The organism is Hymenobacter radiodurans (assembly GCF_004355185.1).
In the GTDB taxonomy this organism is placed as follows: domain Bacteria; phylum Bacteroidota; class Bacteroidia; order Cytophagales; family Hymenobacteraceae; genus Hymenobacter; species Hymenobacter radiodurans.
Genome location: NZ_CP037921.1, coordinates 155,703 through 179,065, shown reverse-complemented (window position 1 = coordinate 179,065; position 23,363 = coordinate 155,703). Strand labels below are relative to the sequence as shown.

The window sequence follows — 23,363 nt, the reverse complement described above, 5'->3', positions numbered from 1 at the left end:
ATGAAACAACTGCTGATGCTACTGCTGGGTTTGCTGCTCGTGAGCCGCGCCCACGCCCACGGGGGCGAAGACCACGGCGAGGGAGCCCAAGCCGGCACCCCCGCCGGGGCCACCTCCTTTTCCGTGGCGGCCCTGTCCGAACAGTTCGAAGTGCTGCTGCGCTACGCGCCGCTGGACGGCGGCCAGCCCGCCGACCTGCGGCTGTTCCTGTCGGACTACGCCACCAACGCCCCCATCAAGGGCGCCAAGCTGACCCTGACCAACCCGGAAGATGCGAACCTAAAGTGGGCCGTGACGGAGCAAGAACCCGGCATTTACCTGGTGGAAGGGGAGTTTCCGGCTAACAAGACCTACAGCTTCACGGCCAACATCGTGGCCGGGGAGCAAGCGGATCTGCTGCTGCTCGAAGGCATCAAGGTCGGCCAAAAGCTGCCCGTAGCCGCTGCCGCGCCGGTAGCTGCCTCTCCGTTTTCCTCCTGGAAGACCGTGCTGGCCCTGGTGGGCGCCTTTGCCCTCGGCATTGGCCTGACGGCCCTGCTGCTGCGCCGCCGCCCACGCCGCGCGGAAGAGTCCATTTCCACGCCTACCCCTGCAGTCTATGAAAACCAAGCATAAATTCCTCGCCGCCGCGGCCGCCACTACGCTGGTGCTCACCGTGCTGCTGCCCCCACCCGCTGCGGTGCTCGGCCACGGGGGGGAAGACCACGGGGCCGCCGCCCCCGCGAGCCCCGGCGTCGCCCTCACCGATGAGGTGCTGCTGCCCAAGGAAAGCCAGTTCCTGTTTAAGGTGGGCACCAGCCTGGCCAGCTACTCCCAAACCTACAGCCGGGCCACGCTCTACGGCACGGTTTCGGCCGCCGCCGGCGGCGAAGGGCCGATTGTGGTGCCTCAAACGGGCCGCATTGTCAGCCTCCCCGCCCGGGTAGGCCAGCAAGTGCGGGCCGGGCAGACGCTGGCCGTCATCGAGCAAACCTTGGCCGCGACCGAGCAGATCGGGCTCAGCACGGAGCGGGCCAACGCCCAGGCCGAGCTGCGCGCGGCTCAGCAGGAGTACGCCCGCCTGCAAAGCATTGCCGACATCGCCGCGCGCAAAGACGTAGTGGCCGCCGAGCTGCGCCTGCGCCAGGCCCGGCAGAACGCCAGCATCTATAACGGCCAGGCCAGCAACCGCCGCGTGTCCATCCTCTCGCCCATCAGCGGCACGGTGGACGTGTTCTCGCTGGCCGTAGGCCAGCAAGTAAACCAGGGGGATGAGCTCTTCCGCGTCATCAACCCCCGCAAGCTGCGCGTCGAAGCCCAGGTGTTTGCCCAGGATCTGGCCAAGGTGTCGCCCGGGGCGAAGTTCCGGGTGGAAGGCCTGCAGGGCCAGGCCGGGGTAGCGGCCCGCCTGGTGGTGTTCAGCAACGTGGTGAACCCCGTGAATCAAGCCCGGCAACTGGTGCTCGAACTCGACGGCGCGGCCGGCAGTGCCTACCGCGCGGGCCAGGCGGTGAACGTGCAGGTAGTCGGCCAAAGTGGCGGCAGCGAGCCCCAGCTGGTGGTGCCTACCTCGGCCGTCACCGACCTGAACGGCAAGCCCGTGGTGTTCGTGCACACCGCGCCCGAGCGCTTTAAGATTCAGTACGTGCAGCCCGGCGCCGTCAACGGCGAGCAGACCGTGCTAGCCCAGGGCGAGGTCAACGAAAACGACCGGGTCGTCACCACAGGCACCTACCAGCTCAAATCCATTTACCTCAACCAGTAACCCACCCGCCCCCACCGGGGGCCTTCTCTTCCCCTCCCATGAAACATGTTCTTGCCTTCGCGGCGCTGACCGCTACCCTTGCTGTTGCCGCCCCCACGGCGCAGGCCCAAACCACCCCGGCTGCTGCCCCCGGGTCGGCGGCTGACGAGGCCGCCGTCAAAGCAACGCTGACCAAGTACCAACAGGCCGTGCAGAAGCTGGACACCACGGGCACCCACCGCCTGTTCACGGCCAACTCGCAGGTGTTCGAGTCGGGGGGGGTGGAAGGCACCTACCAGCACTACGCCGCCCACCACCTGGCGCCGGAGCTGAAGGAGTTCAAGGCCTTCACCTTCAGCGACTACCAAGCCGCGGTGCAGGTGGATGGCCCCTACGCCTTCGCCACGGAAACCTACACCTATACCATCAACCTGAAACCCGATCCCAAAGAGAAGGAAGCCAAGGCGCCCATCGTCCGCCGCGGGGTGGCCACGTCCGTGCTGCGCAAAAACGCCGCCGGCCAGTGGCAAATCATGACCACCCACTCCTCGGCCCGCACGCCCCGCGTCAAAAAATAAGTTGTCCGGTGGGCCCGGACTGCGGCCTAGGACGCTGCCGATTTCGGGAGGGGAGGTGCCACCCGGCCGCCTTCACTTCTTCCTCTTTTGCGCTAACAACCGATGCTTGATAAGATAATTCGCTTTGCCCTGCAGAACCGCCTGCTCATGCTGGCCTTCGCCGTAGGCCTGCTTTTGGCCGGGGCGTACACGGCCCAGCAGCTGCCCGTGGACGTGCTGCCTGACCTGGACCGCCCCCGCGTGACCGTCTTCCTCGAATCCCCGGGTATGGCCCCGAGGAAGTAGAGGCGCTGGTGACGCTGCCCGTGGAGACGGCCCTGAACGGGGCCACCGGCGTGTCGGCCGTGCGCTCCAACTCGGCCATCGGCCTGGGCATGGTGTTCGTGGAGTTCGACTACGGCACGGACATCTTCACCGCCCGCCAGATCGTCAGCGAAAAGCTGCAGACCGTGGGCGAGCAGCTGCCCACGGGCATCACCCCGGTGCTGGGTCCTATCTCCTCGGTGATGGGCCAGATCATGCTCGTAGGCCTGTCGGGCGGCAAGGAAACCAACGCCGCCGACTTGCGCACCCTGGCCAACTACACCGTGCGCCAGCGCCTGCTCTCGATTCCGGGTGTGGCCCAGGTCATCCCTATTGGCGGCGACAACCTGCAGTACCAGGTGCTGCTGGATATGGCCCGCCTGAACGCGACGGGCATCACCGTTAACCAGGTGGAGGACGCGCTGCGCAACTCCAACCTGAATACCACCGGCAACTTCTTCGACCGCAACGGCTCGGAGGTGCTCATCCGCAACCTGGGCCGCCTGCGCTCGGTCACGGACATCGAAAACATCATCGTGGGCTACCGCGAGCAGTCGCCCGTGCGCGTGGTCGACATCGCCCGCGTGGAGTTCGGCGCCCGCTTCAAGCGCGGGGACGGCAGCGTAAACGGCAAGCCGGCCGTAATTCTGAGCATCGAGAAGCAGCCGGGCGCGGCCACCGTGGGCCTCACCGAGGCCGTAGAAAAAGCGCTGGTGGAGCTCAAGCCCTCTTTGCCCAAGGACGTGCAGGTCAACACCCGCTTGTTCAAGCAGTCCGAGTTTATTGAGTCGTCCATCACCAACGTGGAGGAGGCCCTGCGCGACGGCGCCATCCTGGTGATCATCGTGCTGTTCGCCTTTCTGCTGAACGTGCGCACCACCTTCATCTCGCTGGTGGCCATCCCGCTTTCGCTGCTGGTGACGGCGCTCGTGTTTCGCGCGGCGGGCATCTCCATCAACACCATGACCCTGGGCGGGCTGGCCATTGCCATCGGCGAGCTCGTGGATGATGCCATCGTGGACGTGGAAAACGTGTATCGGCGCCTACGGGAAAACCGGCAGCTGCCCAGGCCGCGGCCGGTGCTGAAAGTCATCTATGCCGCCAGCTCGGAGGTGCGCAACTCCATCGTGTACGCCACCATCATCGTGGTGCTCGTGTTCCTGCCTCTATTCGCGCTCGAGGGCATGGAAGGCCGCATTTTTGCGCCCCTGGGCATCGCCTACATCACCAGCATCGTGGCCTCGCTGTTTGTCTCGCTCACCATCACGCCGGTGCTGTGCTACTACCTGCTGCCGAAGATGAAGCAGATGGACCACCCCGAAACCGACGGGGGCCTGGTGCGCTGGCTCAAGAAAAAAGATACCCGCCTGCTGGGCTGGGGGCTGCAGCATCCCAAGCTGGTGCTCACCTCCACCGCCTTGCTCTTTGTGATGGCGGCGGCCATGGTGCCCTTCTTCGGCACGGAGTTTCTGCCGCCCTTTAACGAGGGCTCGCTGACGGTGAACTTCTCGGCCCCCGCCGGCACCTCCCTCACCGAGTCCAACCGCCTGGGCACCATCGGCGAGGAGCAGATGCTCAAGATTCCGGAAGTGGCCTACACCGCCCGCCGCACGGGCCGCGCCGAGCTCGACGAGCACGCCGAGTCCGTCAACAACTCGGAAATCGAGGTGGCCTTCAAAACCGAAGAGGAGCTGGCAAAGGAGGGCCGCGAGATGCGCAGCCGGGATGAGATCCTGGCCGACATGCGCGACAAGCTCAGCCTGATCACCGGCGTGAACGTGAACATTGGCCAGCCCATCTCCCACCGCCTGGACCACCTGCTCTCGGGCGTGCGGGCCCAGGTCGCCATCAAGGTTTTTGGCAACGACCTGCTCGAATTGCGCCGCTACGCCAACGAAGTCCGCGCCGCCGCGGCCACGGTGCCGGGCGTGGTGGACCTACAGGTGGAAAAGCAGGTGCAGATCCCCCAGCTGCTCATCCGCCCCCGGGAGGACGCCCTGCGCGCCTACGGCATGGAGCGGGGCGAAGTGGTGCAGGACCTGGAAACCCTCTTTCAGGGCGCCGTGGTGTCGCAGATGCTCAACGGCCAGCAGCGCTTCGACTTGATCGTCAAGCTGCCCGAAAGCCAGCGCAACGACCTGACCGCCATTGGCCAGACCCGCATTGAAACGCCCACGGGGGCCCTAATCCCCGTCAGCCAGGTGGCCGACATTCTCTACGAGCCCGGCCCCAACACCGTCAACCACGAAAATACCCAGCGCCGCATCACCATCTCCCTGAACGTGGCCGAGCGTGACCTGGGCTCCACCGTGAAGGAGATTCAGCAGAAAGTCAGCCAGCAGGTCAAGCTGCCCGCGGGCTACTACCTGACCTACGGGGGCAGTTCGAGAGCCAGCAGTCGGCCTCCCAGAAGATTCTGTGGCTGAGCTTGTTTTCGCTGGCCGGCATTTTCCTGGTGCTCTACTCGCACTTCAAGTCCACCTACATGGTCGGGCAGATCATGCTCAACATTCCCCTGGCCCTGATTGGCTCGGTGGTGGCGGTGCTGCTCACCGGGGGCACGTTCAGCATCGCCTCGCTCGTGGGCTTCATCACCCTGACGGGCATTGCCTCGCGCAACGGCATCATGATGATTTCCCACTACATCCATCTGGTGGAGCACGAGGGGGAGAAATTCGGTAGGCGCATGATTGTGCGCGGCTCCCTGGAGCGCCTGGTGCCCGTGCTGATGACCGCTCTGGTGGCGGCCCTGGCCCTGGTACCGCTGACGCTGGCCAAGGACGCGCCGGGCAAGGAAATCCTGTACCCGGTGGCTACCGTCATTCTGGGCGGCCTGCTCTCCTCCACGTTCCTGGACATCATCGTCACGCCCGTGGTGTTCTGGCTGGTGGGCGAAAAAGCCCTGGCCCAGTATTTCGCTTCCCACCAGGAAGTAGGCCTCGACGACCACCCGCAGGAACTGGATGCCCAGCCGCTGACGCCGGCCGGGGACCGCAACCCGGTGCTGCCCGTGCGCTAAGGGATGCTGCACGCTTTTCTCCATATCACGGTGCCCGGCCTCGTCGCCCTGGGGTTTTACCGGCCCCACTGGCGGCGGGTCTGGCTGGTGCTGGCCGCCGCGTTGCTGCTCGACCTGGATCATTTGTGGGCCACGCCCTTCTACGACGCGGAGCGGTGCAGCATCAACTTCCACACCTTCCACACCTACTGGGCCATCGGCGCCTACGGGCTGCTGCTCGTGCCCGCCCGCACCCGGGTGTGGGCCGTGGGCTTTCTGCTGCACATGGTGCTGGACTACACCGAGTGCTGGCAACGCGGTATCTACCTGCCTTAACGCCGCGTACTGATGGCCCCTCACCCCGACGCTGCTTCGCCTACCACCGTGCTCTTCATCAAGCACATGGTCTGCGCGCGCGGTATTCGGGTGGTGCGCCGGGAGCTGGAAGGGCTGGGCCTGCAGGTGCTCGACGTGCGGCTGGGCGCCGCTACGGTAGCCGGCCCGGCGGAAGCGGTGGACTGGCCCCGGGTGCGGGCCACGCTGGCCGCGGCCCGGTTCGCGCTGCTCGAAACCTGGCACCAGACGCTGGTAGAGCGAGTGAGCGAGGCGGTAAACCGGCGGCTGCGTCAACCGGGGGAGGTGCTGCGGCACCGAGCGTTTGGGGAGGCGGTTGCCCAGGAGCTGGGGTTGTCGTATCCGCAGCTCAGCGCGGCCTTTGCCCGGCTGGGCACCGGCCAAACCCTGGCGGGTTACCTCCTCGGTGAGCGCCTGGCTTATGCTCAGGAGCTGCTGGCCTCCTCAGCCCTCGGCGTGGGCCTCATTGCCCGGCGGCTGGGGTACAGCAGCCTGGCGCACTTCTCCGGCCAGTTCCGGCGCCTGACCCGCTGTTCGCCTTCCACGTATCGCCGGCGGCTCGGCGCCGAGTTGCTTCCGGCCAAGACCACAAAGGCCCTAAATGATGCAAGGGAAGGGGGATAATATGTAAAACCGCAGATAGAAGGGGGGGGTATACCTATACAGCGGCCCGGTTGGGTTGCTTATTCCCTTACCTAACCCTCTTTCCTATGCATACCCAAAACCAATCTCTGCTCGACGCCCTCAATGCCTGCATCGCCGCCTGCGAGCACTGCGCCACCGCCTGCCTGCAGGAAGAAAACGTGCAGATGATGGCCCGCTGCGTCCTGCTCGACCGCGACTGCGCCGACATCTGTGCCCTCACCGCCCGATTTGTGGCCCGCGGCTCGGAGCACGCCGCCCATTTGCTGAAAGAGTGCGCCGAAATCTGCAAGGCCTGCGGCGATGAGTGCGAGCAGCACGGCGCCCACTCCGCGCATTGCCGCGAGTGCGCCGAGGCTTGTCGCCGCTGCGAACAAGCCTGCCGCCAGGGCATGGCCGCCTAGCTTACCCCGCCTGACTTTCCAGCAGCCAGCCGGTATTCGTACCAGCTGGCTGCTGCTGTTTTTCGGGGCCTAAAAAACAGGCAGGTGGTTGGCGCACTTCTGTAGCGTAGCCTACCCCAGGGCCGGTAAATTCGCGGGCCATCTCCGTCTCTCAATTCCATGTCGATGACTTTATCCCCGCTCCTGCGCAAGTTCATGCTCACGGCCCATATCACGTTCTCCGTGGGCTGGCTCGGGGCGGTAGCCGTGTTCCTGGCCCTGGCCATCACCGGGCTGACCAGCGAGGATGCCTTGCTGGTGCGCACGGCGTACCTGGCCATGGGACTCAGCGGCTGGTTGATTATTGTGCCCTCCAGCCTGGGGGCGTTGCTCACGGGCGTGGTGCAGGCCCTGGGTACGCCGTGGGGGCTCTTCAAGCACTATTGGGTGCTGGTGAAGCTGGTGCTCACGGTGGGGGCTACGCTGCTGCTGCTGCTCCACATGCAGCCCATCAGCTACCTGGCCGAAGTGGCCGCTAAAACGGATCTTTCCGCGACCGATCTGCGTGGACTGCGCCTGCAACTGCTGGCCGATGCCGCCGCCGCGCTGGTGGTGCTGCTGGCGGCCACCGCTATTTCGGTGTACAAGCCCTGGGGGCGGATCGGCCAGTGGCGCCGGCAACAACGCGAACACACCCAGCGGGTAGCCGCTGGGCGCGCTTCGGCGGCGCCCACGCCGTGGGGGCGGTACGTGCTCTTCATCCTTTTGGGGGCGGGCCTGCTGTTGGTTATCCTCAAACACCTGTTAAGTGGGGGCATGGGGCATCATTAGCGCCTGCCCGCTAACGCCTGACTGGGTGGCGCGGGCCACTAGCAGGGCCGCTTAGGCGACTGCCCTGGTTCCCAGATATCCATTTCCACTCCTCAAAGTACCGGCCCGGCGGGGCTTTCGTGCCGGGCCTTTCGGCAGGGGGTAAGCCATCACTGCTGGGTAGACTATGATAAAGGTCATGTGCTTCGGGCACGAAGATCATGGGGAGGGCCTCCCCAAAGCCGGAATTTTGCTCGCTCTTATTACGCTCTCCCGCGTGCGCCCTGCCGTCCCGTTATGAAGAAGCTACCCTTTCTGCTGTTCGTTTTCCTGCTGCTGGGGCTCGCCAGCGCCTCCCACGCGCAGACCAGTCCCCCTGGCCCGGCGGCCGCCCTGCCGCTGCACGACTACTGCGTGCTGAAGGACGGCCGGATGATGTTCGTTCAGGGCGGCCAGCTGCTGCCGATGACCCAACCCATGACCATGCGCGACGGCACCGTCTGCCGAACTAATGGTAGCTGCACCCGCAAGGATGGCACCGTCATCCAGATGAAAGAAGGGGAGCACATGATGAAGAATGGCAAAATCATGAAGAACCCGCGCTTCTTGAGCAAAGGCGCGAAAGCCGGGGCCTGAGCCCTCCACGGCCCGCCACCTGCGGACTCTTGCCCTGCCTGTTTTCGGTAGGGTAGTTGGGTTCCACCACTCTTTCTACGCTATTGCTGATGTCCGTTTCCACCGCTTCGGCCCGCACAACCTCGACCCGGCGCCTGTATTCCAGCCGCCCCGGTCTCTACGAGACCATGATCGGGCTGCTGCGCTACCCGCAGGGGCTGACCCGGTACTTTGCGCAGGCCGACTTTCTGCGGCCCGACCTGAAGGTGCTCGACGCGGGCTGTGGCACTGGGGCGGCCACCATAGCCCTGCACACGGCCCTAGCGGGGCGCCACTTGCTGCCGGCCCGGTTTCACGCCTTCGATGTGACGCCGCGCATGCTCCGCCGGTTCGCCCGGCACTTGGACCAGCACCCTGTGGTCGGCATTGAGCTGGAAGTAGCCGATGCCCTGGACTTAGGCACGCTGCCGGCCGGCTGGTGGGACTACGACCTGATTATCTCCTCGGCCATGCTCGAATACCTGCCCAAGGCCGATCTGGCGGCGGCGCTGGAGAGCCTGCGGCTCCGGCTGCGGCCGGCCGGCACGCTCGTGGTGTTTATCACGCGGCAGAGCCCGTACATGGTGCCGTTTATCGGCCGGTGGTGGCACGCCAACCTCTACGACAAGTCGGAGCTGCACCAAGCCTTTCGGCAAGCGGGCTTTAGGCAGCTCGATTTTCAGGCCTTTCCCCGCCCGTACCGCTACCTCAACTGGTGGGGCCACGTCGTGGTCGCCCGCCTCTAAGGTGGGGCTGCTGCTTTCCGCCCTTTCCTCCTCCAAGCCTCTTGTCCACTGTCATGCAAACTTACTTTTTTGCCCTGCTGAGCCTGCTGATGGCCGTGGCCACCAGTGCCCGGGGGCAGACCGCCCGGCTGGGCAGCGGACTGTACCGCTCGGCCGAAGACTTCCGCCAGCACCGCCTCACGCTGGGCGTGGACTGCAAAACGGCAACCCACAAGCTGCGCCTACATGAGTTCAGCGGCAAGCCCACCATGACGGTCATTCACGGGGGCAGATCGTATCAGGTAGCCAAGGACAGCCTATTTGGGTTTCGTGACTGCGACGGACGCGACTATCGGTTTGCCTCCAATAATCAGCACTATCCCATCCTAAACCCCGGCGAGGAGTTGCTACTCTATAAGGTGGAGCAGCCCACCGTGGGCAAGAGCCCCGGCTTTGTGCGCCTGTTTTTTAGCCCCAACGCCGAAGCGCCCCTGCAGCCGCTGACGCTGCTGGCTGTCAAAAAGGCCTTCCCCAACAACCACCGCTTTCACGACCTGCTCGACGCGCAGCTTCCGCACGGCAATCTCACCGCCTACGACCAGATGCACCGCATGACCAAAATCAACTGGCTGCTCCAGCAAAGCCGGACGGGAGCGGCGCACTGAGCGCCTATCCAACGACACAGCGGCGGGCCCTTGCTGCTGGCAAAGCGCAGCGCCCACTTTTTATGAATCACCACTTCAATCTTACATGTTAGAACGCCTGATTTCCTGGTCGGTGAACCACCGCTTCTGGGTCAGTCTGCTTGCGGGCTTGCTGGTGGCGGGCGGCGTGTATTCTATTTACACGACGCCGGTGGACGCGCTACCGGATTTGTCGCAGAACCAGGTCATCATCTACACGGAGTGGATGGGGCGCAACCCGCAGATTATGGAGGACCAGGTGACTTACCCGCTGGTGTCCAACCTGCAGGGCGTGCCCCGGGTTAAGTCCATTCGCGCCGCTTCCATGTTCGGTATGAGCTTCGTCTTTATGATATTTGAGGACGACGTGGACATCTACTGGGCCCGCTCGCGGGTGCTGGATCGGCTAAACTACGCGCAGAAGTTCCTGCCGCCCAATATCACGCCCTCCCTGGGGCCCGATGGCACGGGCGTAGGCCACGTGTTCTGGTACACGCTGCAGGCCCCCGACTACAACCTGGGCGAGCTGCGCGCCCTGCAGGACTGGTACGTCAAGTTTGCCCTGCAAAACGTGGAGGGCGTAAGCGAAGTGGCTTCCTTCGGTGGCTTCCAGAAGCAGTACCAGGTGAGCATCAACCCCCACAAGCTGCTCTACTACGACATCCCCCTGACCAAGGTCATCAGCGCCATCAACCGCAACAACCGCGACGTGGGCGGCAGCCTGTTCGAGAGCAACCGGGCCGGCTACCTGGTTAAGGGCCTGGGCTACATCAAGAGCGTCGAAGACATCCAGAACATTCCCCTGGGCCAGTACAAGTCCGTGCCCGTGCGTATCCGCGACGTGGCCACGGTGCAGATGAGCGCCGACTTGCGCCTGGGAATCGCCGACGAAAACGGCGAGGGCGAGGTGGTAGGCGGCATCGTGGTGATGCGCTACGGCGAAAACGCTAAGGAGGTCATTGACCGGGTGAAAACCCGCCTCGCTGACGTGGCCAAGGGCCTGCCGCCCGGCGTGAAATTCAAGGTGGCCTACGACCGCAGCGACCTGATTATGGCCGCCATCGGCACGCTGAAGGAGACCATTTCCGAGGAGCTGATTGTGGTGTGCATTGTGGTGCTGGTGTTCCTGTTTCACTTCGGCTCGGGGCTGGTGGCCATCGTCAACATTCCGCTCTCCATCCTTATCGGCTTCATCCTGATGAAGCTGTTCGGGGTCTCGTCCAACCTCATGTCGCTCGGCGGCGTGGCCCTGGCGGTGGGCGACCTGGTGGACTCGGGCATCGTGATGGCGGAAAATGCCTACCGCCAGCTCACCGACCGGGTGGTGGGGCCGGACCAGCCCAACGACGCCACCTGATGATGGAGAAACAACGCATTGGCCACACCCGTGAGCTGCCCGAAGCCGAGCGCATCCGCCTCATCGAGCAGTCGGCCCGCACCATTGGCCGCGCCGTGGTGTCGTCCATTCTCATCACGCTCGTCTCATTTGCCCCCATCCTGCTGCTGACGGGCCAGGAAAAAAAGCTGTTTACGCCCCTGGTGCTCACCAAGAGCTTTTGTCTGGTGGGCTCGGCCCTGGTGGCCGTGCTCATCCTGCCCATGGCCCTGCGGGTGCTGCTCAAGGGCAAGCTGATTCCTAATAGCCGCAACCCGGTGTCGCGCTTCTTCACCGGGGTGTTCGGGCCGGTGGTGCGGCTGGCGCTGCGCTGGAAAAAGACGGTGCTGGCCCTGGTGCTGGCCCTGGTGCTGGGCAGCATTCCGCTGGTGCTGAGCACCGGCACCGAGTTCATGCCGCCGCTCGACGAAGGCTCACTGCTGATGATGCCCACTACGCTGCCCGACGTGTCTTACGCCGAGGCCAAGCGCATTTTGCAGGTGCAGGACAAGCTGCTGATGGGCTTCCCGGAGGTGGCCAACGTGCTGGGCAAGGCCGGCCGGGCCAACACGGCCACCGACAACGCCCCGCTGAGCATGATTGAAACCATCATCCTGCTCAAGCCCCGCGACCAGTGGCGCGACGGCATGACCACGGAAAAGCTGATTGCGGAAATGAATCAGCGGGTGCGCATTCCGGGCGTGGCCGTGGGCTGGACCCAGCCCATCATCAACCGCATCAACATGCTTTCTACCGGCATCCGCACCGACGTGGGCGTGAAAATCTACGGCGCCGACCTGGACAGCATCTACGTACTGGCGCAGCAGGTAAAGCAGGCCATCAGCGGCATTGAGGGCCTGGCCGACCTCTACGTGGAGCCGCTCACGGGGGCAAGTACCTGGAAATTGCCGTGCGGCGCCACGAGCTGGCCCGCTACGGCCTGGACGTGGACGACGTGGGCGTGCTCATCGAAACGGCCCTGGGCGGAGCCCGCATCGGCACCACGGTGGAAAAGCGGGAGCGGTTCACCATCAACGTGCGCCTGGCCCAGGACTTCCGCAACAACCTGCAGGAGCTGGGGCGCGTGCCGGTGCAAACGGCCCAGTACGGCCCGGTGCCGCTCTCGGCCGTGGCCGAGCTGCGCATCACCGAGGGGCCGGCCATGATCAACTCGGAAAACGCCCTGCTGCGGGGCACGGTACTCTTCAACGTGCGCGGCCGCGACATGGGCAGCGTGGTGAACGAGGCCAAGGAACGGGTGGCGGCCCACTTCCCCCGCCTGCCCCAGGGCTACTATATCGAGTGGAGCGGGCAGTACGAAAACCAGGTCAGTGCCCAAAAGCGGCTCCAGCTCATCATTCCGGGGGTGCTGCTCGTCATCTGCTTCATTCTCTATTTTACGTTCAAGGCCATGCGGGAGGTGCTTATCATCCTCTCGGGCATCCCCCTGGCTTTGATTGGGGGCGTGTACTCGCTGCACCTGTTCGACGTCAACTTTTCGGTGTCCGTGGCCGTGGGCTTCATTGCTCTGTTCGGCGTGGCTATGGAAACGGGGGTGCTCGTAGTGGTGTACCTCAACCAGGCCCTGGGCGACTTGGTGCGCTCCCGCCAGCCACCGGCTCTGCCAGATGGGGCGGCCCCGCCGCTCACTGCCCCGCCACCACCCGATGCAGCAATGCCCGGAGTGCCCGCGGGGGTCGTGGCCCCCGCGCCGCCAATGCCACCGATCACGCAGCAGGACATTGAAAAGGCCGTGTACGCCGGCGCCGTGCTGCGCATTCGGCCGGTGCTGATGACGGTAGTGGTGGACATGCTGGGCCTGTTTCCAGTGCTCATTGCCACCGGCGTGGGCAGCGACCTGATGCGGCCGCTGGCCCTGCCTTACGTGTTCGGCCTGGTCACGGCCACCCTGTACGCCCTCGTGGTGGTGCCCGCCCTCTTTGCCCTGGTGAAGGAATGGGAATGGCGCCGCACCGGGCAGCTGACTTACCTCACCCTCCATGATTAACGCCATGCCTCGTCTGTTGTGTATCCTGCTGCTGGGGGCGGCCCTGAGCGGGCCCGCGCCGGTCCGCGCCCAAGTTCAAGCTCCCGCCGCGCCCACGCTTTCCCTGGCTCAGGTGCTGGCCGGGGTGGAAGCCAGCTACCCCTCGCTGACGGCCTACCAGCGCCGCATTCAGGCCCTGGATGCGCGGGCGGCGGGGGCCCGCAGCCAGATGCCGCCGCAGGTGGGCTTCGGGCTAGCCCAATATCCCTACCGCACGGCCATCCTCAAGGAAATGGACTCACCCGAAAATCAGGCTGGTATGGTCGTGTCTGTCGAGCAGATGCTGACCAATCCCGCCAAGCTCAACGCCCGGCGCGACCTGCTGCGGGCGCAGGGGCAGGTGGTGCAGGCCGAGCAGCGCGGGCAGCTCAACGAGCTGCGCGCCGGGGCCAAGGCGGCGTATTACCAGCGGTTCGTGGCCGAGCGCAAGCGGCGCGTGCTAAGCCAAAGCCGGCGCACCCTGCAGCGCGTGGTTGCCCTCACCCGCGACCGGTACACCTACAACCAGGCCGCGCTGGGTACCCTGTTCAAAGCCGAGGCCCAGCTCAAGGAGCTGGACAACACCGACGCCACCCTGCTCTCGCTTATTCGCGAAGGCAGCATCGTGCTCAACACCCTGCTGGGCCAGCCCACCGACCGGGCGTTTGCCCTCGACACCGCCCAGCTGCTGCGCCCTGATTTCGCCGACACCACGGTGGCGCGCCGCAGCGACCTGGCCGCCGGCGAGCGGATGATTGAAGCCACGCGCCTAGAGCAGAAAATTGCCCGCCTAGGCCGCAAGCCCGACTTTGGCGTCCGCTTCGAGCACATGCAGATGACACCGGGCATGGCCAACCGTTACACCCTGATGGGTATGGTCACAGTCCCCATCGCGCCCTGGTCGGCCCGCCTGTACCGGTCCGAAGAGCAGGCCGTGGCCCTGCAGCTCGACGAGCAACAGCTCATGCAGCAGGCCCTGCGCCTACAAGCCCACCGGGCCGTGGCCGAAAAGCGCAGCCAGCTCCGGGCCGGCCACGAGCAGCTGCACAACTACGAAACCGCCATCCTGCCCGCCTACCGCCGCGCTTTCGAGGTGCAGAACCTGGCCTACGGCCAAACCACGGGCAACCTGTTCGTGCTGCTCGATGCCTGGCAGATGCTGCTGATGAAGCAGATGGACTATTGGGACACCTACGGGCAGGTCCTCGCCCTGCAAGCAGCCTACGACTATGAAACCGAGCAATAACTCGCTATTCTCGGCCGCCAACCTCACCGGCTGGCGCACGGCCCTCGTGCTGGGCGTCAGCGTCCTGGCTGGCTGCGGCCGGGATGAGCCACTGGCTGCCTCCGGTGCTAAGCCTGAACCAGTCACGGTGTCGGGGCTGCCTGCCTCGGCTGACCATCTGCTGCAGTCACCCAGCCGGCTAGTGGTATCCGCGCAAGCGTTGGTGGCACCCGTTGGGGCCGGCATGGCTGACTCCATTGCCCTGACCGGCTACGTGGCTCCCGACCCCGGCGGCAGCGGCAGGTGAGCGCCCGCGCGGGCGGCCGCGTGGAGCGCCTGTACGTGCGCTACAACTACCAGCGCGTGCAGGCCGGCCAGCGGCTGCTCGACCTCTACAGCCCCGAACTCAACACGGCCCTGCGCGAATACCAGTACCTGGTGGCCCAGGGCGTGGACGCGGATTTGCAGCAGCGCAGCCGCGCCAAACTGCAGCTGCTGGGCGTGTCCGCCAGCCAACTGGCCAGTGACTCTAAAAACGCCACTCCTACGCTGCTCATTGTCAGCCCCTACGCCGGCTACGTCGTGCCGAGCCAAGTGGCCCCAGCGGCGGCCATGCCGGCGGCGGCCGGGGGCATGGGGGCTACGGCCACTGACGATGGCATGGGTTCCGCGCCGGCCGCGCCGGCCGCCGGCGCAACCGCCCCCGCCGCGGGGAGTGGGCTGCGCGAAGGCGGCTACGTAGCCGTGGGCGACCCGCTCTTTACCATCAACGACCTGCGGCAGGTGTGGGGCATCCTGGCCGTCGAAGCCCGCTACGTGGACCGCGTGCGGCCGGGCCAGCGGGTCCGGCTCCGCAGCGAGCTGAACCCCGGGCAGCTCATCGAAGCGCGGGTAGCCTACATTGAACCCGCCTTCGCCCCGGACCAGAAGTTCCTGCAGGTGCGCGTGTACCTGGACAACGCCGCCGGCCAACTCAAAGTCAACTCCCTGCTCACCGGCACGCTGGAAGCCCCGGCCCCGCGCGGGCTGCAGCTACCAGCATCCAGCGTATACGACACCGGGCGGCGGCACCTGGTGTGGGTGCACCGCGGCACGACCGCCGCCGGCCGCCGCCTTTTTGAGGCCCGTACCGTCACCACCGGCCCGTTGGGCGGGCCGATGGTGGCCATTCTGGCGGGCCTCGGCCCCCAGGAAAAAGTGGCGCGGGAAGCCGGCTACCTGGTCGACAGTGAAAGCTTTTTAGACCCCCAAACGCCATGAGCCCGTACCTAAAAGCCGACTTTCGAATGCCACGCGGCCTGCGGTGGCTGGCGCTACTCCTGGCCCTGACCAGCGGGCTGGGGGCTTGCCGATCGCGCAAAACAGCACCGGATGCCCAAGCACCGGAACACGCCGGGATGGCTACGGATGCCCATCAGCAGCACGGCAAATCTGAAACGACACGGGACACGCTGGGCATCGACGCGGGCCAGCAGGCGCGCGCGGGCCTGCAAACCCGCTTGGTAACGACGACAAGCCTGCCCGCCGAGCTGCTGGTACTGGGCACCGTGGCGGCCGACGAAAACAGCACCGTGGTGGTCAGCGCCCGGGTCGATGGCCGCCTCGACCACCTGTACGCCAATACCCCGGGCCAGCTCATCCGGCGCGGCCAGCCCCTTTACGGCCTCTACAGCGAGCAGCTTCTGAGTGACGCGCAGGAATACGTGCGCATGGGCGGTGCGTCGTCCTCGGCGGGAGGCAAAGCCGCCGCCGCCAAGCTCCGCCTGCAAGGGGTCAGCGCCGCCCAGATTGCCGCCCTTAACGCCGGCCCCCTGCCGGCCACGCTGCGCTTCGACAGCCCGGCCGGCGGCTACCTGGGCGAGCTGCTGGTGCGCGAGGGCCAGTACGTGACGCGCGGCACGCCGCTGCTGCGCATTACCAACGCCGCCACGGTGTGGGTGGAGGCCCAGCTCTACGCTTCGGAGCTGCAGGTGCTGCGCCGGGTGGGGCGCCTGCAGGTGGAAGTGGAGGCCTACCCCGGCCAGCGCTTCGAGGCCCGGCTGGTGGACGAGCGGCCCGTGCTGGAAGAAGACCGCAAGATTAACCTGGTTCGGCTGCAGGTGGCCAACCCCGACGGGCAACTGCGCCCCGGCATGATGGCCACGGTACTGGTGGGCCAGCGGGCCCGTTCCTCCACCGCCGCTCCCGCGACGGCCCTCAACGTCGGCAACATGACCACGGTGTGGGTGCAAACGGCCCCCACCGTTTTCGAGCGGCGCATGGTCCGCACGGGCCTGCAGGCCGGCGGCAACGTCGAGATTTTGAGTGGCGTGACGGCGGGCGAGCGGGTCGTTTCCTCCGGGGCGTACCTGCTGGAAAGTGAGCGGGAGCTGCGGCGCGGCGGCGGGGCTATGGCCGGTATGAAGATGTAATCTACCGGCCCGGCGTGCAGTCCTGACCGTTAGTAAGTATTCTCCCCCTTATCTCCATGGATTCCACTGCCTGCCCCTGGCACAGCCTCGAATTCACCGCCGCTGCGTTTTGCGAGGAGTCGGTGTGCGGTTGGGTGCGGCAGCCCGGCAACACGGTCTCCAACCTGGGATTTCTACTCGGGGCTGGCTTATTTACCGCCACGCCCGGCGCCACGGCCACGCGCACCTGGTGTTGCTGGCCTACATTTCGGTGGTCACGGGCCTGACCTCGGCCTTTTTTCACGCGTCGGAAACGCGGCTCGGGGCCATTCTCGACTTTTCCGGCATCTACCTGGGCTCGGCCTACATGTTTGCCATGAACATCCGCCGGCTCACGCGCTGGGGCAAAGGGCGCATCGGGGCCGTGTATCTGCTCTTTTTCGGGGTCTCTTTTGCCCTGCTGCTCATCGACCCGGACCTGTCCCGCCAGTTCTACGCCCTGCAGAGCTTTGCCTGCTGCGTCGTGCTGGAAGCCATCTTGTTCTTCACCCAGAAAGTCCGGCCGGACTACCGCTGGTTCGGAGCCTTTTGGGCCTCGTTTCTGCTCGGCTACGGGCTGTGGCTGCTGGATGTGCAGCACCTGGTGTGCGACCCCACTAACCACTGGATTTCCGGCCACGCCCTCTGGCACTGGCTCGACGCGCTGGCCCTGTACTGCGTGTACCGGTTGTACACCCAATTCCAGCTCCTGCGATTTGAAGACAGCCGTCCTTAAGAGTTAATTGCCAACCGCGCCAGGGGTGCACAGCAACCATAATACAGCCTCAACCTAACCTGTGGTCCGACGCGGGCTACAAATCATGCAAGCCCCAAGCTTAATTCTGTACCCCTGCCGGCGCACCCCGCGCTAGTTTTGGGTGTTCTTATATCGAACCCGCCCGCCTAGGGCGCTACCTTATTCCTTCCATGAAAACGCTCCAATTCAACACCAACATCAACTGCGGCGGCTGCATTAAAGCCGTGACGCCCACCCTCAACGGCGAGAAAGCCATCACCTCCTGGCAGGTCGATACGGCCAACCCCAACAAGGTGCTGACCGTGACCGGCGACATCACCGAAGAGCAGGTGCTGGCCCTGGTGGAAGATGCCGGCTTTAAAGCCGAGAAGGCCTAAACTCTCTTTTGAGTGCTACCCACGACGTACGGACCGTGGCTTTTCTTCAACTACCCCGCGGCCGTACCGGCGGGCCCATCTTAACCACTAGAACCGATGAAACGCAAGATGATGCTGGTCGGCGCCGCGGCGCTGCTCTCCGGCGGAGCCCTATTTGGCTTCACCAGCCCCGCATCCACTGCGGCTGACTGCCCACTGAAGGGCACCCCCGATTGCCCGCTGGTACAAAACTGCGTGCAGGCCGGTACCCCGGCCTGCATGGCGGGCGCCCCAGCCTGTTGCGCCGCCAAGTAAGTGAACCCAAAGCGTGACTGCGCTAATGAATGAGAAGGAATGTCCAAACACGAATTGGGCATTCTTTTTTTTGCTTGACGGACACCCCTAGGGGCGTGGTTATTGCTGAAAATCGTGAACTATGCTCCCTAAAGATCTCACCCGCGACCTGAAAAGCCGCCTGAACATGCTGGCCGGCCAACTGCACGGCATTGTCAAAATGCTGGACGCGGAAGCCACCGAGCCCGAGCAAATATTGGTGCAGTTTAAGGCCGTGACCAATGGGCTGGGCAGCGCCGAGCACCTGCTGCTGGACGAGGTATTTCGCAAAAGTTTAGCCCTGCAACTCGTGGACGTGGTGAGCGCCTGCCCCGGCAACTGCCAGGACGCCGGGCGCATCGAGGAGTTGCGGCAGCAGTTCCCGAACCTGACGAATGCCGAGCTGACGCAGAAAATGCAGGAGCTGCGCGAGATTGGCGGCCGGCTGGAGCAGCACAATTCCAAGGGGGAGAAAAAAACAGGAAGTAACGCTTGACCGATACCCGGGGAGCGGGCCGAGCTTTGTACTATTACTTATCAACGCCCTTCCATGAAACGCATTATAGAAGTTTTCACCGCCGGGTGCCCCTTGTGCAGCCCCGTGGTCGAGTTGGTTAAAAGCACCGCCTGCAGCAGCTGCGACATCATCACCCACAACCTGACTGAGACCGAAGCCGGCAACCCGGCCCTGCGCCGCGCCCGCCTGCTGGGCGTGCAAAGCCTGCCCGCCGTGGCCGTCAACGGTACCCTGCTGGCCTGCTGCCAAACCGGGGCCATCACCAAGGAAGCCTTGGAGGCCGCTGGAATTGGCCAGGCGGCTTAGCCACTTCACCCTTGCAGGGCCCGGCCTGCGTTTACTCATCGGCCTGGCTGCCGTATCCGGCCGGCTCACTCAAACCCTTTATTGTATGAAACAGAAAGTGTTGATGCTCACCTCTGCGGTTCTGCTGGCCGGCGGGGCCCTGTTCGGCTTTGCCAGCCCCAGCAACACGACGGACTGCCCGCTCAAAGGCACCCCAGAGTGCCCACTGGTGCAAAACTGTCCCGATAAAGGAACAGCCGCTTGCACCTTGGCTGGAGTGCCCGCCTGCTGTGCCGCCAAGTAAGCGGCTCCACGCTTGGATGAAACGCCCGGCCCTGTGCCGGGCGTTTTTCTTTTAGCGGCCCACCAAAGCCGCTCAAAGCCGAGTCCGGCGCGCTTGAAATTATGCAACCGGGCGACCTTGTGTATGCAAACATTGGGGCGAGCTGACCACGTATGGAAGCACAAGGAAAAGCACCGACCACTTGGCTAGAACTGGCGGTCAGCGCTTCTCTCCCTCGCCCTCCGGGAACGGTCCCCCGCGCTGCTGCTTGCGGTGAGCCGGGGTTTTCTCGTGTACCAGCCTTATCCCATTCGGCTCTATGTTTTCAGATTTTCCCAATCTGCACCCCTTGGTGGTGCACGTGCCCATCGTTCTGATTATGCTGGCCGCCGCCCTGCAGGGCCTGCTGGTGTATCGCAACTGGCCCCCGGTGCGCTGGATAACGCTGGGTATCATGGCCGGCGGCTTTGCCGGGGCCCTGGCGGCTAGCACGGTGTTCCACGCGGCGGCGGCTGGTTTGTCGCCCCGGGCGGCCGCGGTCTACGCCGCCCACGAGCAGTACGCGGGCTATACCCTGTGGCTATCGGGCATCACCCTGCTGCTGGCTGGCGTAGGCCGATACTTTAAGATTGAGCGCCGGTCCTACGAAGGGCTGGTGCTGGTGGTGGCCGTGGCCGCGGCCGGCGCGCTCTCCGTGGCCGGCCACCGGGGTGCCCAGTTAGTATACGTGGAGGGCGTGGGCCCCAAGGGCAACCTGCTCGATAAAAGCCACGGCCACGGCGGGGAGGAAGCTATGCCCGCTATGGACATGCCGTCGCCCGGCACCGACGCGCCCCACCTGGATCCTGTACCGCACGACCCGCCGCCCGCGGGCCCGTCGGCCAGCGGCTCGCCTAACCAGGCCCAACCCGGAATGGAGGGCATGAACATGCCCCCTCAACCGCGCGGCGGCCAACCCTCGCGGGCACCGGCGGCCGGGGCCCCGCGGCCAGGGGCCAGGGCGGATATGCCGGGGATGAATATGCCCGGGATGAGCACGCCGCGTTCCTCCGCCCCGGCTCCCGGCCGTAAAGCACAGCCCGCACCGATGGACATGAGCAACATGCCGGGCATGGACATGGGTCCTGCCCGCTCTAAAAATACGCCCCGGAATCAGCCCGCCATGGGCAATATGGGTACGATGCCGGGCATGGAGAACATGCCCGGCATGCCGCCCGCCGGCGGCCAAAAGCCCGCCACGACCCGCCAGCCAATGAACGACATGCCGGGCATGCCCGGCATGAAAAAGGGCGAACCCATGCCTAGTATGGGCGATACGAAGGGAATGGAAGGGAAGGGCGCGGGGACAATGCCGGGCATGGCGATGCCCAGTCCCCTGGACAAGTTTCGCTTCGAGGACAACAACCCGGCGCGCAACCAACCCAAAAGCAGTAACTAATTGACAATGAGAATACTCTTTCTACTGGCTGCGCTGCTGGCTACCTTGCCCGCCTGGGCGCAAAGCATGTCCGGCATGCGCATAGCTAAGGGCACCGAACCCCACCTGACCCAGTCCGCACCCCCGGCCGCCGAGCTACAAGGCAAAGTCGTGACGCCCCGCAGCAGCTACGTGGGCAAGCGGGTGGAATATGACCTATACGTCGACGAGCGCCTGGTCAACTTCACCGGCCGCACCCGCCGGGCCATCGGCATCAACGGCCAGATTCCGGCCCCCACGCTCACCTTCAACGAGGGCGACACCGCCGTGATTCGGGTGCACAACCAGATGCACATGGAAACTTCCATTCACTGGCACGGCCTGCTGCTGCCTAACGAGCAGGACGGCGTGCCTTACCTGAACACGGCCCCGGTCGAGCCGGGCGGCACCCACACGTTTGTATTCCCCCTGATTCAGAGCGGTACCTACTGGTACCACTCCCACACTATGCTGCAGGAGCAGGACGGCGTCTACGGCTCCATTGTCATCCACCCCAAGCGTATTCCCTACGAGATGAAGGAGTATGTGCTGGTGCTCTCCGACTGGACCGACCACAAGTCCAAGGAGGTGCTGCGCTACCTCAAGCGCACGGGCGAGTGGTTTGCCGTGCAGAAAGGCGCCACCCAGAGCTACGGGGAAGCCCTGGCCGCCGGCTACTTCAAGGACAAGCTCAAGCAGGAGTGGGGCCGCATGCCGGCCATGGACCTGACCGACATCTACTACAACAAGTTTCTGACCAACGGGCAGGAAAAAGGGTATTTCAAGGACGCCAAGCCCGGGGAGGTAGTGCGCCTGCGCGTCATCAACGGCAGCGCCTCCTCGTACTTTTTCCTGCAGTACGCCGGCGGCCCCATGCAGGTGATTGCCGCCGACGGCATCAACGTGGAGCCCTTCCCGGTCAACAAGCTCGAAATTGCCACGGCCGAGACCTACGACCTGCTGGTCACGGTGCCCACCATGGGCGCGGCCGAGTTTCGGGCCACGGCCAACGACATCACGGGCTACACCTCCACCTACATCGGGGAGGGCGAGCCGATGAAAGCGCCGGACCTGCCCCGCATCAACTACTTCCAGATGATGCGCGAAATGAACAGCATGGAGGGCATGAGCGGCATGGACATGGGCGGCGCCGGCATGACCAAGCAGCAGGGCGGTGGGGAAATGAAAGGCATGGACATGTCGGGCCAGAAGCCAGCCAGTGGCTCGCCGATGCCGGGGATGGACATGCAGCACGGGGCGCCGCCCGCCACCACGGCGCCCTCGCCGCAGAACCGGCCGGAGAATGCCCAGGAAAAAGCCGGTAAAAGCATGGGCAGCATGCAGGACATGGGCGGCATGTCGGGCATGGACATGGGCGGCATGGCCGGCATGAGCGGCAGCGCCGGCGACTTCAATTACAATATGCTCCGGGCTCTCAACCCTACCACGCTCGATTCCACCAAGCAGTGGCGGGAAATAAACCTGACCCTGACCGGCAACATGCTGCGCTACGTGTGGTCGTTCGACAACAAGACCCTGTCGCAGGCCGACAAGATTCCCATCCGCAAGGGCGAGAACGTGCGCATGACCTTCACCAACACCACCATGATGCGCCACCCCCTGCACCTGCACGGGCACTTTTTTCGGCTCGTCAACGCCCAGGGCGCCTACTCGCCCATGAAGCACACCTTCGACATTCAGTCCATGGGCAAGGTCACCATCGAGTTCGACGCCAACGAGGAGCAGGACTGGTTTTTCCACTGCCACATCCTCTACCACATGATGGCTGGCATGGCCCGCGTCATCAGCTACGAGGGAAGTCCGCAGAACGAGTACGCCCGCACCGACTACAAGGAACTGAAAAAGGAAGACAACCGGCCCTACCTATGGGCCGACCTGATGGCGCACTCGCAAGGCACTTTTCTAGAAAGCACCCTCTCCAACAACCGCCACGCGCTGGAGTTCGAGGGCCGGGTGAACTACCAGGGCAACTTCGAAACCGAAACCCACCTGCTGCGCTACCTCGACAACCGGCAGTTTCTCGCCGCGTTCGTCGGCTTCGACTACCGCAACAACCGCACGCTGCTCGCGGAAGGCGAACGCAACACCAAAAACAACCGACGGGTATTCGACGTGGGAGCCTATTACCTACTACCCCTGCTCGTGCGCTCGGAGCTGCGCCTGGACAGCAACGGCCAGGTGCGCCTGCAGCTGGAACGCACGGACCTGCCTCTGAGCAACAACTTATTCGCTGACCTGCTGGTGAACACGGACCGGGAGTACAACCTTACCTTTCGCTACATGGTCAGCAAGTACGTGTCGTTGAGCACCAACTACGACAGCGACTACAAGTGGGGGGCCGGCCTGACCATTCACTACTAATCCGGCCTATTGTAGTCCAATGCTGCCCTTGCCTGTTGTCCGCCTCATCCTATCCATCGCTACCGGCCTGGTGCTGGTAGTGACCG

Annotated in this window: 24 protein-coding genes and 2 pseudogenes; 24 read left to right on the top strand and 2 right to left on the bottom strand. The window is 64.7% G+C overall.

What is annotated here, in order from left to right; all coding sequences use genetic code 11:
• The 7 genes and pseudogenes from EPD59_RS00855 to EPD59_RS00825 all read left to right on the top strand — a co-directional run bounded on the left by EPD59_RS00855 (position 1) and on the right by EPD59_RS00825 (position 7,002).
• The gene (locus EPD59_RS00855) at positions 1 to 615 is read left to right on the top strand and encodes a hypothetical protein (protein WP_133271144.1); all 615 of its coding nucleotides are present in this window, start codon (positions 1 to 3) and stop codon (positions 613 to 615) included.
• A complete protein-coding gene (locus tag EPD59_RS00850) occupies positions 599 to 1,744 on the top strand; it encodes an efflux RND transporter periplasmic adaptor subunit (protein WP_133271143.1) in 1,146 nt (381 codons plus the stop codon). The genes EPD59_RS00855 and EPD59_RS00850 overlap by 17 nt, the downstream gene beginning before the upstream one ends.
• A 38-nt stretch (positions 1,745 to 1,782) precedes the next feature.
• Entirely contained in the window at positions 1,783 to 2,301 is a 519-nt protein-coding gene (locus EPD59_RS00845; RefSeq protein WP_133271142.1) for a YybH family protein, read from the top strand.
• Positions 2,302 to 2,403: 102 nt separating this feature from the next.
• Positions 2,404 to 5,623: pseudogene (locus EPD59_RS00840) on the top strand (efflux RND transporter permease subunit).
• Between the two features lie 3 nt (positions 5,624 to 5,626).
• Positions 5,627 to 5,938: a DUF6122 family protein gene (locus EPD59_RS00835; RefSeq protein WP_133271141.1), complete on the top strand. Its 312-nt coding sequence runs from the start codon at positions 5,627 to 5,629 to the stop codon at positions 5,936 to 5,938.
• Between the two features lie 48 nt (positions 5,939 to 5,986).
• The gene (locus tag EPD59_RS00830; protein ID WP_165963427.1) at positions 5,987 to 6,580 is read left to right on the top strand and encodes a helix-turn-helix transcriptional regulator; all 594 of its coding nucleotides are present in this window, start codon (positions 5,987 to 5,989) and stop codon (positions 6,578 to 6,580) included.
• A 50-nt stretch (positions 6,581 to 6,630) separates the two neighbouring features.
• Positions 6,631 to 7,002 carry a four-helix bundle copper-binding protein gene (locus EPD59_RS00825; RefSeq protein WP_394347193.1) on the top strand — a complete coding sequence of 124 codons (372 nt, stop codon included), beginning with the start codon at positions 6,631 to 6,633 and terminating at the stop codon, positions 7,000 to 7,002.
• A 1-nt stretch (position 7,003) separates the two neighbouring features.
• On the opposite strand, the gene EPD59_RS21445 is transcribed toward EPD59_RS00825, so the two are convergent.
• Positions 7,004 to 7,144: a hypothetical protein gene (locus EPD59_RS21445; RefSeq protein WP_165963426.1), complete on the bottom strand. Its 141-nt coding sequence runs from the start codon at positions 7,142 to 7,144 to the stop codon at positions 7,004 to 7,006.
• A gap of 23 nt (positions 7,145 to 7,167) precedes the next feature.
• Between EPD59_RS21445 and EPD59_RS00820 the strand changes: the two genes are divergently transcribed.
• From EPD59_RS00820 to EPD59_RS00760, 12 genes and pseudogenes are all read left to right on the top strand, one after another.
• Entirely contained in the window at positions 7,168 to 7,812 is a 645-nt protein-coding gene (locus tag EPD59_RS00820) for a hypothetical protein (RefSeq protein ID WP_222841501.1), read from the top strand.
• A gap of 276 nt (positions 7,813 to 8,088) precedes the next feature.
• The gene (locus EPD59_RS00815) at positions 8,089 to 8,427 is read left to right on the top strand and encodes a DUF6799 domain-containing protein (RefSeq protein WP_133271139.1); all 339 of its coding nucleotides are present in this window, start codon (positions 8,089 to 8,091) and stop codon (positions 8,425 to 8,427) included.
• 56 nt (positions 8,428 to 8,483) lie between these two features.
• Entirely contained in the window at positions 8,484 to 9,191 is a 708-nt protein-coding gene (locus EPD59_RS00810) for a class I SAM-dependent methyltransferase (RefSeq protein WP_133271138.1), read from the top strand.
• Between the two features lie 53 nt (positions 9,192 to 9,244).
• Positions 9,245 to 9,835, top strand: a complete 591-nt coding sequence (locus EPD59_RS00805) for a hypothetical protein (RefSeq protein ID WP_133271137.1) — start codon at positions 9,245 to 9,247, stop codon at positions 9,833 to 9,835.
• Positions 9,836 to 9,920: 85 nt separating this feature from the next.
• The gene (locus EPD59_RS23050; protein WP_133271136.1) at positions 9,921 to 11,210 is read left to right on the top strand and encodes an efflux RND transporter permease subunit; all 1,290 of its coding nucleotides are present in this window, start codon (positions 9,921 to 9,923) and stop codon (positions 11,208 to 11,210) included.
• Positions 11,210 to 13,236, top strand: a pseudogene (locus EPD59_RS23990) (efflux RND transporter permease subunit). Before EPD59_RS23050 ends, EPD59_RS23990 begins: the two are co-directional and overlap by 1 nt.
• Entirely contained in the window at positions 13,229 to 14,500 is a 1,272-nt protein-coding gene (locus EPD59_RS00785; protein WP_133271133.1) for a TolC family protein, read from the top strand. The pseudogene EPD59_RS23990 and the gene EPD59_RS00785 overlap by 8 nt, the downstream one beginning before the upstream one ends.
• Positions 14,484 to 14,786, top strand: a complete 303-nt coding sequence (locus EPD59_RS00780) for a hypothetical protein (protein ID WP_133271132.1) — start codon at positions 14,484 to 14,486, stop codon at positions 14,784 to 14,786. Before EPD59_RS00785 ends, EPD59_RS00780 begins: the two co-directional genes overlap by 17 nt.
• Positions 14,783 to 15,739 carry an efflux RND transporter periplasmic adaptor subunit gene (locus EPD59_RS00775; protein WP_133271131.1) on the top strand — a complete coding sequence of 319 codons (957 nt, stop codon included), beginning with the start codon at positions 14,783 to 14,785 and terminating at the stop codon, positions 15,737 to 15,739. Before EPD59_RS00780 ends, EPD59_RS00775 begins: the two co-directional genes overlap by 4 nt.
• The gene (locus EPD59_RS00770; protein WP_133271130.1) at positions 15,736 to 16,890 is read left to right on the top strand and encodes an efflux RND transporter periplasmic adaptor subunit; all 1,155 of its coding nucleotides are present in this window, start codon (positions 15,736 to 15,738) and stop codon (positions 16,888 to 16,890) included. The genes EPD59_RS00775 and EPD59_RS00770 overlap by 4 nt, the downstream gene beginning before the upstream one ends.
• A gap of 109 nt (positions 16,891 to 16,999) precedes the next feature.
• A complete protein-coding gene (locus EPD59_RS00765) occupies positions 17,000 to 17,644 on the top strand; it encodes a ceramidase domain-containing protein (protein WP_165963424.1) in 645 nt (214 codons plus the stop codon).
• A 191-nt stretch (positions 17,645 to 17,835) separates the two neighbouring features.
• Positions 17,836 to 18,042 (top strand): heavy-metal-associated domain-containing protein, encoded by a 207-nt coding sequence (locus EPD59_RS00760; RefSeq protein ID WP_133271128.1) that lies wholly within the window; start codon positions 17,836 to 17,838, stop codon positions 18,040 to 18,042.
• An 80-nt stretch (positions 18,043 to 18,122) separates the two neighbouring features.
• On the opposite strand, the gene EPD59_RS00755 is transcribed toward EPD59_RS00760, so the two are convergent.
• Entirely contained in the window at positions 18,123 to 18,383 is a 261-nt protein-coding gene (locus EPD59_RS00755) for a hypothetical protein (protein ID WP_133271127.1), read from the bottom strand.
• A gap of 74 nt (positions 18,384 to 18,457) precedes the next feature.
• On the opposite strand from EPD59_RS00755, the gene EPD59_RS00750 reads away from it, so the two are divergent.
• The 5 genes from EPD59_RS00750 (at position 18,458) to EPD59_RS00730 (ending at position 23,277) form a co-directional block, all read left to right on the top strand.
• Positions 18,458 to 18,850 (top strand): metal-sensing transcriptional repressor, encoded by a 393-nt coding sequence (locus EPD59_RS00750; RefSeq protein ID WP_133271126.1) that lies wholly within the window; start codon positions 18,458 to 18,460, stop codon positions 18,848 to 18,850.
• A gap of 54 nt (positions 18,851 to 18,904) precedes the next feature.
• A complete protein-coding gene (locus EPD59_RS00745) occupies positions 18,905 to 19,177 on the top strand; it encodes a YbbN family protein (RefSeq protein ID WP_133271125.1) in 273 nt (90 codons plus the stop codon).
• Between the two features lie 85 nt (positions 19,178 to 19,262).
• A complete protein-coding gene (locus EPD59_RS00740) occupies positions 19,263 to 19,460 on the top strand; it encodes a hypothetical protein (RefSeq protein WP_133271124.1) in 198 nt (65 codons plus the stop codon).
• Between the two features lie 298 nt (positions 19,461 to 19,758).
• Entirely contained in the window at positions 19,759 to 20,877 is a 1,119-nt protein-coding gene (locus tag EPD59_RS00735; protein ID WP_133271123.1) for a DUF2231 domain-containing protein, read from the top strand.
• A 6-nt stretch (positions 20,878 to 20,883) separates the two neighbouring features.
• Complete coding sequence (locus EPD59_RS00730) at positions 20,884 to 23,277, top strand: multicopper oxidase domain-containing protein (RefSeq protein WP_133271122.1); 2,394 nt, start codon at positions 20,884 to 20,886, stop codon at positions 23,275 to 23,277.
• Positions 23,278 to 23,363: the final 86 nt, after the last annotated feature.